Source organism: Pseudomonas sp. R1-7 (assembly GCF_051132105.1).
GTDB lineage: Bacteria > Pseudomonadota > Gammaproteobacteria > Pseudomonadales > Pseudomonadaceae > Aquipseudomonas.
This window is the reverse complement of the sequence record NZ_CP071661.1, coordinates 3,218,440-3,230,487: the sequence shown is the minus strand read 5'-3', so window position 1 is coordinate 3,230,487 and position 12,048 is coordinate 3,218,440. Positions and strand designations below refer to the sequence as shown.

Sequence of the window (12,048 nt, the reverse complement as noted above, 5' to 3'; positions counted from 1 at the left end):
CGATACGAGTATCGATGCACATCTCCTGTACGGGTGGTACATAGTTATCACCTCGCAGAGGTCCAATAGTGATAGATGATCGAAGGCAAAAGCCGCCGTCCTGGAACGGCGGCTTTTGGTCCTGATCAAGGCGCCAGTGGCAAGAATTTGTCGCGGGCCAGGAATTTGCCAATCTGACCACGGTGCACATTTACCACCGCATAGGGGCTATCAGCCTTGGCCAGCAGAGAGTGATAGTGCTCCCGGCGTTGCGCCTTGGTTTTCAGATGCGCGACGCTGTAGCCGGCTTTCGGCGTCTCGGCCGTTTCGTAGTGAAAGTGCGCATACCAGAGGGGAAAACCGTCAACGTCGTTGATGGCGTATTCCTGAAGGAAATCCTTGCGGGTTCCTTTCAAGGCCTTGCGCTCGCCAAGGCGCGCGACGTGTATCAGCTTTTTTTCAAACAGGTATCGAAGGTTGCCATCGGTGGGCGGCAATTTCAGGCTCAATTCGGTGCGCAGGGCGGTGCCCTTGGTGGCCAGGCTGGCAATGGCCAGGGACAATTGCTGGCTCAAGGCTTGATCCGCTGGCGTGGGGGATGTTCCTGAAACCGTGAAAGCCCTGTCGAGTTCCGCTGAGAGCGTGCGGTAGCGACTCGCCTCGTTGTCCAGGATCTCTTCGATTTCCTGGGGGTGACGGCAACGTGTTTTATAGCCCTCAGCCCTGCGTAAACGCGTATCGAGCTGTTCGAGCAGTTTTTGCGCATCGTCCTTGATCGTCTTGATGGCTCGGGTTCTTGGTACGGTAACCGGTCGCTTGACCTCGACAACGTCCCATACGTCATCGTGGCGTGAATAGGTCGCGATCACCTGGTTATCGACTTCGGAGCGCAGCTCGACGACTTCGATCGGCAACGAGGTGCCGGCCGGCTTCAGATCGCCGATCAGCACGCCGCTGTTTCGGGTGTTGATCAGTTGTTTGCCGGGGTGCGCTGACGGTGGCTGCTGACGTCTTGGCTGGCGCCTGCTCGGTTTTGGGTCCGGTTTGACTTCTGCCGCGAGCTTCGCTGAAGCCTCTTCATAGAGCCCTTTGACCAGCTCGACCAGCCTGTTGAAATAGGATTCATGGATGTTCTCAGCGTACATGGCTTTCGTCCCTTCCAGCGCATCCAGCGCCTGACCAAAGTGCTCCGTCAAACTTTCCAACACTTGAACGTGTTCCGATGCAGGTACATCGTAGGAACGCATGCTGGCGTACGTGAGCACATGCTCGCGCAACGGTAGGACGATACGACCCAAGCTCTCAGGCAGGTCTGTTTTGCTTCGTTTGATCGCCAGCATCGCAAGCACAGGCAACTGCACGGTTTTGATGCTTGTCGCGTCTATTTTGCTTACTGGATGCTCTTGGGACAGACGTTCGTATAGCTGGGCGCCCCTTGTACCCATGTTCAATAACATGTCCAGGTATCGATCCTCGAGTTCCAGGCAATAGATCTTGCGATCATTGACGTCTGCCAGCGCATCGTAAAGCTTCAAGTAGCCTTCAAAATCCGCGAGGATGGCATCGGCTGGCATAGGGTGATCATCGAATCGGCGAAGCGCCGTTTTGATGGCGATAAAGTCCATTTTTGCGACGCTATACGCCCGGCTGGCCTTATTGACTATATGCTCGATACAACCGTAGATGATATCTGGATGCAGCTCGATACCTAAGCTGGCGCGTTTGGGCGCGCTGTCGAGTAGTTCCATATAGAACTGAATGTGATCGTTAAGTACGTCATAAACGACCTTGCGTTTGAGCGCGCGCTGCTCCGGGCTGAACGTGTTTCCTCGCTCGAATATCGTCATCACTTGTTCGGCAACGTCCAAGGCTCTTCGTTGGTCGGCTTCCCGCACCGTCAACGACCCCAGCTTGTTGATCAAGTCGACCTTTTCTTGCGCATTGAGACGACGTTGCTCGGCGATGCGCTTGGGCGGCATTCCTCCTCGCAAGCGCAGGCGCAAGTCCAACGACCAGGTACCTTGCCCGTCCGATTGCAGCAGTGGTCCCTGGCGTGAGTGGGTGGTCGGGTCGATGATCGTGACGCTGCCGTCCGATTCCGTGTCGACTCGATACAGGTGACCCTCAACCAGCGCATTCCAGGCGTTATCGATCACGTACAGACCGGTGAACGGACCCTGTCTTATGGGTTCCGGTAGTCTTGTGGGCCGTGGCACTTCCATGCGCCGCAATTGCGTGCGTTGCTCTGGCGTCAGGCGGGCGCGAGCATTGGTGAAATTGAAATCCAGGGTTGCGCCTGGAGTGTCGGCGCCTGGCAAGGTCACGGGGCCTTCCAGCATGTCTGGCAGGGCTGCGGCGGGCCATTGCTCAGGGATGACGCGACTGGCGGGCGCGCGCATTGCCTGGTTCTTGATGGGTACGGACACGGTGACAGGCGAAGGCGCACGGATCGACGACAGCTGGGTCACCAGCATGGCCAGGTTGACCAGCAAATCGACGGCGGCCAGCTCCCGTGTCGCCGAATCGTCGCTGAGCAGCGCTGGGATATCCTGGCTGGCGCTGGCCATCAGGCTCCACAGCCAGACGCTGGCGAGGGCCGGGCCGCGCAGCAGCGGAAACAGGAGCGTATTGAACAGCAGGCTGCCGCCTTTGAGCAGCACTGCCCAGCGGCTTTCACTGTTGGACACCGAATTGCGGTCAGCCTGGGTGATCAGGGCTTGGGCATTGCAGCCGTAGAGGTACTCCAGCAATTTTCCGTTGCCCAGGTACTGAAATAATTCATCATTGGCCCCATCGGTGGCGAGCGTGGCCGGGTCGGGTTTCTCGGGCGCGCTGAATTCGTCGCCCTGGAAGAACCGCACGATGTGCGGCTCGGCGAAGCCACCGTTGGCGTATATAGGGCGGGCGGTATCGGACAGCCAGGTCAGGACGCTGTGTTGCAAGTCCCCGGCGCTGGCGACCGCTTGCAACAGTGCCTGGCGTGTCGGGAACTCCAGTAGGGCAGGCGCATAGAGCGGGCGATACAAAACGTGCGGACCGGCTGTGACGTCTTGCGCCTCGATGAGGAACATGTTGCTCACGATGTCGGGCCGGGCATGGGGCTCGCGCAGAAAGGCCAAGTGCCGGATGACCACGAGATCTCCGTCAATCCGGCGGTCCTCGGCGTTGAGTTGCAGGACCGCCTCTACCCGGCGCAACCCTTGGCGAGTCATGCCGTTTTCGTGATTCAGCGTGTTTTGCAGTGCTTCAAGCGGCAGGTGCGCCGAGATCTGTTCGGCAAATATCCGTTGGTGTCCCTGCGCTTGGGACGATTCGTCCAGCAGTTCCTGTTGCAGGTAGCGAGGATAGGTCCTACCGATGTCCACCTGCTGGATCAATCCGTCGGTGCGGGTAATGAAGTCTGGCGTCAACCACGCCGGCAATGCCTGGCCAAGGCGATGACTGAGCTTCAGCTGGCCACTGGGCCGCGAGACCAGATTGTCGATGGCCAACTGGGTCAGGTTCATGGTCCTTTTCTCGCTGATACCCACGGTCCCCGGGTACCCCGCCGAGACCGTGAACGTCAGTTCAATATCGTCGGGATGAAACGAGCGGGACGGGACCTTGGCTGGACTGCTGCGGTTGGTTTGCTGCATCCGCGCAAGCAGGGCGTCAGCGGTGAAGGTCCGGATGTCGTTGAGACGGGCTCGGCCTTGATCGCGTTTTTTCGCGCTGGCCAGTGCCAGGCTGTAGCGTTGGAAACTCATCCGGTCGGCAAGGGATGCGTTCTTCAGCCATTCGGGAAGTAACTGCCTGAGTTGTGCCGCGGTGTCTGCGCTGAGATTGGGGGTGTCGCGCAAGTATCGAGCCGGATCACTCAGCTCGCGGTAGAGCGCCTTGAGATCCTGCACGCCAATGCCCGAAGGTAGCTTGACCGCCTTCAAGTCCGCCAATTGCTGCTCCAATACCCTGGCAGCCTGGGTATCGAAGACGTTGCCGTCAATCTCGTAGCGATTGCAGGTAATGGTGTCGACGACATAGCGGTCGACGATCCGGGCACGCCAGTGGTTGTTAAAGGATTCGATCGAGTCGAAGGACTGAACGGCGCCGCCGGCGCTGCACAGCAAGATGACCAGGCCGCTTTGGGTGTAGTGGAGCAGCAGGATATCGCTGCTGGGCAGCACGGTCTTGGACGTGCCCTCGATGAGGGTGCTTGCCAGGCTGTAGGCATAGACGGGGGGAAGGTTGTGGCTGAAGCGTTGCCCACGGTCTGGCCAACGGACGATCTGATCCAGGGCTTCGCGTGCCGGTTCAGACAGTCCCGGCTGTTCCAGTCCCTGGATGTGCAGCTTGTTCTTGAGTGAGTCGCTGAGCCATAGCCAGTGGCTGTTGCGAACGCCGGAGTCAGCTCTGGGGCTGCTGGCGATGTCGGTATTCCAATAGCGAGCCAGTGCGTCGTCAAAGCCGATGGGCACTGTCCAAGGCAGCTCGAGCACCAGCTTTTCAATCACCTTCATGTCCAGGTTGCCGACATCGGGCCGGAGGCGGCGTGGGATCGTGTCGGAGAGATAACAGCCGAAATTGCCGTTGGAACTGAAGTTTATGGGGGTGCCGAGGGCCAGGTAGTCGAGTACCAGAGGCATGAACGGCTTGAAGCTCCAGCCCTGACCGACCGCATCCGGCATTGCCAGGTGAGTGCGCGCCAGGTCGATGACCAGCGAGGGGTATCTTGCCTTGATGGCTTGTTCGAGCATCTGTTGCGTCAGCCGCTCGAAGGTCGGGCGATCGCTGAATTGCCGGCTGACGTTCTCTTCGAAGATGCAGACGCTTTCAGCTTGTGAGGGCGAGGTCATAAGAAATCCTTTTCCAAAACTCACGGCCGTCGGGATGACGACGAGAGTCAAGTGTCGGGATTCCCTTCCCCCGCGTGCGGTATATAAATACCACTGGTGACGCGGGCGTTGAGTCAGGCCTGGGTGGAATCGCTGCCTAGCACCACGTTCAGTGCGCTGCGGGCATCGTCCAGTTGCACCAGCGTGGCATGGCGCGCGCCGAGGGCATCACGATTCTCGATGGCGGTGAGAATGGCTTTGTGTCGCGGCATCGCCAGTTCATGCAGGTTGGGCCGCTGGTTGGAGTGCTTCAGGGCTTCGGCGATCGCCACCGACAACATATTGCAGAGGTTAGCGAGCAGGTCGTTGTGGGTGGCTTCGGCGATACGACTGTGGAAATCCAGGTCCGGTTGCAGCAGCGCCTCGGGGGTCGGGGCGGCCTCCATGCGCTGGTAGGCTTCGTTGATGGCGGCGATGTCTTCGTCGGTGGCGAACTGGGCGGCCAGGGCTGCTGCGGCTGGCTCGATGATGCTGCGCACGCTGGTGAGCAGGCCAAAGAACTCGTTTTGCGGGCTGCTTTGCATCAACCAGTGCAGCACGTCCGGGTCGAGCATGTGCCATTCCCGACGGGCCTTGACCACCGTGCCCACGCGCGGGCGCGAATACACCAGGCCCTTGGCGACCAGCACTCGCGTGGCTTCACGCAACACCGGGCGGCTGACCGCATACTCTTCGCACAGCGAGGCCTCGGCGGGCAATTTATCGTCCGGCTTGAAGCGCCCGGAAACGATCTGCATGCCCAGTTCCTGGACGATGCGCGCGTGCATGCTTTTGCGGTCGGAGGGTTTGCGGTAATCCATGGGACGCGGCGCGATCCTGTCGGCGAGGGAAGTGCTGCGCATGATAGCAGGCGCGGCGATGGCGGGTCGCTAGTCCGAGTTTTCGGATAGATGCAGATCCCTTGTGGGAGCGAGCTTGCTCGCCATAGCGGTGGGTCAGTCAGCAATGATCCGGCTGATCCGACGCCATCGCGAGCAAGCTCGCTCCCACAGGGAGGTGACGGGGTCAGTGAGAGTGACGCGGCACTTCGGCACCGCGGCAGCCCACCAGGAAATCGAAATCGCAACCCTGGTCCGCTTGCAGCACATGGTCGATGTACAGCTGGCGGTAGCCGCCTACGAGCAATTGCTGGGGTGGCGCCAGGTCAGCCAGGCGCGCGGCGAGTTCGGCATCCGGGATGTCCAGGTGCAGGCGGCCGCTGGCACAGTCGAGTTCGATCCAGTCGCCTTCTTTCACGGCGGCCAAAGGACCGCCGGCAGCGGCTTCCGGTGCTACGTGCAGAACCACGGTGCCGTAGGCGGTGCCGCTCATGCGTGCGTCGGAAATACGCACCATGTCCGTAACGCCCTGGGCCAACAGCTTGGCCGGCAAGCCCATGTTTCCCACTTCAGCCATGCCCGGATAACCCTTCGGCCCGCAATTCTTCATGACCAGGATCGAGTCGGCGTCGACGTCCAGTTCCGGGTCATTGATACGCGCCTTGTACTCGTCGAAGTTCTCGAACACCACCGCGCGGCCACGATGCTGCATCAGCTCCGCCGTGGCGGCGGATGGCTTGAGCACTGCGCCCAACGGCGCCAGGTTGCCGCGCAGCACGCAGATGCCGCCGTCGGCGCGGATCGGATTGTCCAGGGTGCGGATGACTTCGTCCTGGCCGTAAATCGGTGCGTCCTTGGTGTTGTCGCCAAGGCTCTTGCCGTTGACGGTCAAGGCGTTCGGGTGCGGGATCAAGTTGGCTTCGCCGAGGCGCCGCAGCACGGCGGGCAGGCCGCCGGCGTAGTAGAACTCTTCCATCAGGAAACGCCCGGACGGCTGCAGGTCGACGATGGTCGGCATGCCGCGCCCGATACGGGTCCAGTCGTCCAGGTCCAGTTGCACGCCGATGCGTCCGGCGATGGCCTTGAGGTGGATCACCGCGTTGGTCGAGCCGCCGATGGCCGCGTTGACACGGATCGCGTTTTCGAAGGCTTCCTTGGTCAGGATCTTCGACAGTTTCAGATCTTCACGGACCATTTCCACGGCACGCATGCCGGACATGTGGGCCAGCACATAACGACGGGCATCCACGGCCGGTATCGCGGCGTTGTGGGGCAGGGAAGTGCCAAGGGCTTCAGCCATGCAAGCCATGGTCGAGGCCGTGCCCATGGTGTTGCAGGTACCGGCCGAGCGGGACATGCCGCCCTCGGCCGCGAGGAAATCGTCGATGGTGATGGTGCCGGCCTTGACCTGTTCGCTCAATTGCCAGACCACCGTGCCGGAGCCGATGTCCTGGCCCTTGTGCTTGCCGTTGAGCATCGGCCCGCCGGTGACGACGATGGCCGGCACGTCGCAACTGGCGGCGCCCATCAGCAAGGCTGGGGTGGTCTTGTCGCAACCGGTGAGCAGCACCACGCCGTCAATCGGGTTGCCGCGAATGGCCTCTTCCACGTCCATGCTTGCCAGGTTGCGGGTCAGCATGGCGGTGGGGCGCAGGTTCGATTCGCCGTTGGAGAACACCGGGAATTCCACCGGGAAGCCCCCGGCCTCGATCACGCCGCGCTTGACGTGCTCGGCGATCTGCCGGAAGTGCGCGTTGCACGGCGTCAGCTCCGACCAGGTGTTGCAGATGCCGATGATCGGCTTGCCGTGGAACTGATGGTCGGCGATGCCCTGATTTTTCATCCAGCTGCGGTACATGAAGCCGTTCTTGTCGGCAGTGCCAAACCATTGGGCCGAGCGCAGGGAGGGTTTCTTATCAGACATGATCGATTCTCTTATTGTATGACTATATTGTTCGAGCTGAAGCGTAACATAAGCGCAATTTGCGCGGTTTGGAAGTGTTGTTGGGCAAATAGTATTACTATATAGTCCGATTCAACGGAGGGATTGTCCTGGCGGTCATTCGCGAGAGAAATCCCCCGAGGTTCTATAACAACAACAATCGGAGACCGGTCCCATGAGCCAGGAATTGCGGCTTATCCGTCGCATCACTCTCAAACTGATTCCCTTCCTGATCCTGCTGTATCTGATCGCCTACGTGGACCGCTCGGCGGTGGGCTTTGCCAAACTGCACATGGGCGCCGACATCGGCATTGGCGACGCCGCCTATGGCTTGGGTGCAGGGCTGTTTTTCATCGGTTATTTCCTGCTGGAGATCCCCAGCAACCTGATGCTCGAACGCTTCGGTGCCCGGCGTTGGTTCGCCCGGATCATGATCACCTGGGGCGCGATCACCATCGGCATGGCGTTCGTGCAAGGGCCCTATAGCTTCTATGTGATGCGCTTCTTGCTGGGCGCGGCCGAAGCCGGGTTCTTCCCGGGCGTGCTGTACTACATCACCCAATGGTTCCCGGTACGCCATCGCGGCAAGATCCTCGGGCTGTTCATTCTTTCCCAACCCATCGCGATGATGATCACCGGGCCGGTGTCCGGTGGTTTGCTGGGCATGGACGGCATCCTTGGCCTGCACGGCTGGCAATGGCTGTTCATCGTCATCGGCCTGCCGGCGGTGCTGTTGACCTGGCCGGTGCTGCGTTACCTGCCGGACGGCCCGCAACAGGTGAAATGGATGGACCAGTCCGAGAAGGACTGGCTCACCGGTGAGCTGCAAAAAGACCTGCAGGAGTACGGACAGACCCGCCACGGCAATCCGCTCCATGCCCTCAAGGACAAGCGTGTCTTGCTGCTGGCGCTGTTCTACTTGCCCGTGACCTTGAGCATCTATGGCCTGGGCTTGTGGTTGCCGACGCTTATCAAGCAGTTCGGTGGCAGTGATCTGGTCACCGGTTTCGTCTCTTCCGTGCCGTATATCTTCGGGATCGTCGGCCTGCTGATCATTCCACGCAGCTCCGACCGCTTGAATGACCGCTACGGTCACCTGGCCGTGTTGTACGTGCTCGGTGCCATCGGCCTGTTCCTCAGTGCCTGGCTGTCGGTGCCGGTGTTGCAACTGGCGGCATTGTGCCTGGTGGCGTTCGCGCTGTTTTCCTGCACGGCGGTGTTCTGGACCTTGCCGGGACGGTTCTTTGCCGGCGCGAGTGCGGCGGCGGGCATTGCGTTGATCAACTCGGTGGGTAACCTCGGTGGCTATATCGGGCCGTTCGTGATCGGTGCGCTGAAGGAGTACACCGGTAACCTGGCTTCAGGGTTGTATTTCCTGGCTTGCGTGATGGTGTTTGGCCTGGTGCTGACGGGCGTGGTCTATCGCCTGTTGGAGCGCAAGCATGTGCTGCCGGCGGACCAGTTTGCGGCAAGCGCCCGCGGGGCGACGCGTAGCTGAACTTATTGCAGTTGTGAAAGAGAGCTTTTGTGGCGAGGGAGCTTGCTCCCGCTCGACTGCGCAGCAGTCGCAAAACACGCGCTGTGTTTTGCCTGAATAAATGCGGTGCCTGGAGTTGGGGGGCTTCGCCCCCCAGCGGGAGCAAGCTCCCTCGCCACAAAAGCCTGCTACGCCTATTCATGTTTTTGTTTATAGGGAGAAAACCCATGCGTTTAGTTCAGTTCGAATTGAGTAATGGCGAACGCCGCGTCGGTGTCGTCGATGGCGAGCAGGTGCGCGAAGTACGGGGTGCGAACACGGTGCGCGACCTGGCGCTGGCCGCCATCGAAGCAGGCGTGAAGCTCGAGCAGCAGGTCAACGGCCTGGGCCTTGGGGCGAGCCATGATTACGCGCAATTGCTGGGCGAACTACGCATCCTGCCGCCGCTGGATCACCCGGACCCGGCGCACCTGTTGGTCAGCGGCACCGGCCTCACCCACCTCGGCAGTGCTTCGGCCCGGGACAAGATGCACCAGCAGGCAGGCGATGAAAGCGCCATGACCGACACCATGCGCATCTTCAAATGGGGCGTGGAGGGCGGCAAACCCCAGGCCGGGCAGGCCGGCGTGCAACCGGAATGGTTCTACAAAGGTGACGGCAGCATCGTGGTCCGTCCGGGGCATCCGTTCCCACTGCCACCGTTTGCCGAAGACGCTGGCGAAGAGCCGGAGATCAGCGGCCTTTACGTCATCGGCCACGACGGCAAGCCTTATCGCCTGGGCTTCGCGGTAGGCAATGAATTCTCCGATCATGTCATGGAGCGCAAGAACTACCTTTACCTGGCCCATTCGAAACTGCGCAGTTGCAGCTTTGGCCCGGAACTTCGCGTGGGTGAATTGCCTCAACATCTGTCCGGGACCAGTCGTATCCTGCGCAACGGTGAAGTGCTGTGGCAAAACGAATTCCTCAGCGGCGAGGCGAACATGTGCCACAGCCTCGAAAACCTGGAGTTCCACCACTTCAAGTACAGCCAGTTCCTGCGCCCCGGCGATGTGCACGTTCATTTCTTCGGCACCGCGACGCTGTCGTTCGCCGACGGCATTCGCACCCAGCCGGGGGATGTGTTCGAGATCAGCCAGGCCGAGTTTGGCGCGCCGCTGGTCAATGGCATTGCCCCGGTGGACGCGGCGTTCAATCCGGGTACTATCGGCACACTTTGAGAGGAGACTTGCGATGAACCAGATCCTTGGCCACAACTACATCGGCGGTGCGCGTAGCGCAGCCGGCCAGACTCGCCTGCAGAGCGTCGACGCCAGCACCGGCGAGGCCTTGCCCCATGAATTTGTCCAAGCCACGGCAGAAGAAGTCGACGCCGCCGCCAAGGCCGCTGCGGCGGCGTATCCAGCCTATCGCAGCCTGAGCGCTGCGCGTCGGGCCGAGTTCCTCGACGCCATCGCCGATGAGCTGGATGCCCTGGGCGATGAATTCGTCGCCGTGGTCTGCCGTGAAACCGCACTGCCAGCCGCCCGGATCCAGGGCGAGCGCGGCCGCACCAGTGGCCAGATGCGCCTGTTCGCCAAGGTCCTGCGTCGTGGCGATTTCTACGGCGCCCGCATCGACCGGGCCTTGCCGGAACGCACGCCACTGCCGCGCCCGGACCTGCGTCAATACCGCATCGGCCTGGGGCCGGTGGCGGTGTTCGGCGCCAGCAACTTCCCGCTGGCGTTTTCCACTGCCGGTGGTGATACCGCCGCCGCCCTGGCAGCCGGTTGCCCGGTCGTGTTCAAGGCCCACAGCGGCCACATGGCAACCGCCGAACACGTGGCCGATGCGATCATTCGCGCAGCGGAGAAAACCTCGATGCCCGCTGGCGTATTCAACATGATCTACGGCGGTGGCGTCGGCGAATGGCTGGTCAAGCATCCGTCGATCCAGGCGGTCGGTTTCACCGGTTCCCTCAAGGGCGGCCGTGCGCTGTGCGACATGGCGGCGGCGCGTCCCCAGCCGATCCCGGTATTCGCCGAAATGTCGAGCATCAACCCGGTGATCGTTTTGCCACAAGCCTTGAAAAACCGTGCCGAGAGCGTTGCCCGCGACCTGACCGCCTCGGTGGTACAAGGCTGCGGCCAGTTCTGCACCAACCCCGGCCTGGTGATCGGCATTCGCTCGCCGCAATTTACTGCCTTCACCCAGCAGGTGGCTACGCTGATCGGCGACCAGGCGCCGCAGACCATGCTCAATGCCGGTACGCTGCAAAGCTACGGCAAGGGTCTGCAAAAACTCCTGGCTCACCCAGGCATCGAACACCTGGCCGGTCGCGATCAGCAAGGCAACCAGGCCCAGCCGCAGTTGTTCAAGGCCGACGCCAGCCTGTTGATCAACGGCGACGAGGCGTTGCAGGAAGAGGTCTTCGGCCCGACCACGGTGTTCGTCGAAGTCGCCGACCAGGCGCAACTGACCGCCGCGCTGAACGGCCTGCACGGCCAACTCACCGCCACGATGATTGGCGAACCGGCGGATTTCGAACAGTTCGGCGAACTGACCCCGCTGCTGGAGCAGAAGGTGGGGCGCATCTTGCTCAACGGTTATCCAACTGGCGTTGAGGTGTGCGATTCGATGGTGCACGGTGGGCCTTACCCAGCGACGTCCGATGCCCGCGGCACCTCGGTGGGCACGCTGGCGATCGATCGCTTCCTGCGCCCGGTGTGCTTCCAGAACTATCCGGACAATCTGCTGCCGGAACCGCTGAAGAACGCCAACCCGCTGGGTATCCTGCGGTTGGTGGATGGAGTGCCGGGGCGCGAGGCGCTTTAAGAGTCAGGCAGTTCCATTGAGGTTGATGGACTGCCGTCATCGCGAGCAAGCTCGCTCCCACAGGGGATTTTTTGTGAATGCAAAAGTTGTGTTCGCGGAAGATCCAATTGTGGGAGCGAGCTTGCTCGCGATGGCGATCTTCCAATC

The 12,048-nt window shown here is 61.1% G+C and carries 6 protein-coding genes; 3 read left to right on the top strand and 3 right to left on the bottom strand.

Annotation, left to right across the window (positions count from 1 at the left end; all coding sequences use genetic code 11):
* Positions 1 to 125: 125 nt before the first annotated feature.
* The 3 genes from J3P79_RS14460 to J3P79_RS14450 form a co-directional block, all read right to left on the bottom strand.
* Positions 126 to 4,811, bottom strand: coding sequence for a dermonecrotic toxin domain-containing protein (locus J3P79_RS14460; protein WP_434603507.1), 4,686 nt, complete (start codon positions 4,809 to 4,811; stop codon positions 126 to 128).
* A 113-nt stretch (positions 4,812 to 4,924) separates the two neighbouring features.
* The gene (locus tag J3P79_RS14455; protein ID WP_434611473.1) at positions 4,925 to 5,650 is read right to left on the bottom strand and encodes a FadR/GntR family transcriptional regulator; all 726 of its coding nucleotides are present in this window, start codon (positions 5,648 to 5,650) and stop codon (positions 4,925 to 4,927) included.
* A gap of 205 nt (positions 5,651 to 5,855) precedes the next feature.
* Positions 5,856 to 7,592 carry an IlvD/Edd family dehydratase gene (locus J3P79_RS14450; protein ID WP_434603505.1) on the bottom strand — a complete coding sequence of 579 codons (1,737 nt, stop codon included), beginning with the start codon at positions 7,590 to 7,592 and terminating at the stop codon, positions 5,856 to 5,858.
* Positions 7,593 to 7,785: 193 nt separating this feature from the next.
* On the opposite strand from J3P79_RS14450, the gene J3P79_RS14445 reads away from it, so the two are divergent.
* From J3P79_RS14445 to J3P79_RS14435, 3 genes are all read left to right on the top strand, one after another.
* Positions 7,786 to 9,108: an MFS transporter gene (locus J3P79_RS14445; RefSeq protein ID WP_434603503.1), complete on the top strand. Its 1,323-nt coding sequence runs from the start codon at positions 7,786 to 7,788 to the stop codon at positions 9,106 to 9,108.
* 206 nt (positions 9,109 to 9,314) lie between these two features.
* Positions 9,315 to 10,307: an AraD1 family protein gene (araD1, locus tag J3P79_RS14440; protein WP_434603501.1), complete on the top strand. Its 993-nt coding sequence runs from the start codon at positions 9,315 to 9,317 to the stop codon at positions 10,305 to 10,307.
* A 13-nt stretch (positions 10,308 to 10,320) separates the two neighbouring features.
* Positions 10,321 to 11,901, top strand: coding sequence for an aldehyde dehydrogenase (NADP(+)) (locus J3P79_RS14435; protein WP_434603499.1), 1,581 nt, complete (start codon positions 10,321 to 10,323; stop codon positions 11,899 to 11,901).
* Positions 11,902 to 12,048 lie beyond the last annotated feature (147 nt).

Excerpts from the sequence above, each read along its gene's own strand:
- J3P79_RS14435 (WP_434603499.1), top strand. The coding sequence starts at position 10,321 with ATGAACCAGATCCTTGGCCACAACTACATCGGCGGTGCGCGTAGCGCA.
- J3P79_RS14445 (WP_434603503.1), top strand. The coding sequence starts at position 7,786 with ATGAGCCAGGAATTGCGGCTTATCCGTCGCATCACTCTCAAACTGATT.
- araD1 (WP_434603501.1), top strand. The coding sequence starts at position 9,315 with ATGCGTTTAGTTCAGTTCGAATTGAGTAATGGCGAACGCCGCGTCGGT.
- J3P79_RS14450 (WP_434603505.1), bottom strand. The coding sequence starts at position 7,592 with ATGTCTGATAAGAAACCCTCCCTGCGCTCGGCCCAATGGTTTGGCACT.
- J3P79_RS14460 (WP_434603507.1), bottom strand. The coding sequence starts at position 4,811 with ATGACCTCGCCCTCACAAGCTGAAAGCGTCTGCATCTTCGAAGAGAAC.
- J3P79_RS14455 (WP_434611473.1), bottom strand. The coding sequence starts at position 5,650 with ATGGATTACCGCAAACCCTCCGACCGCAAAAGCATGCACGCGCGCATC.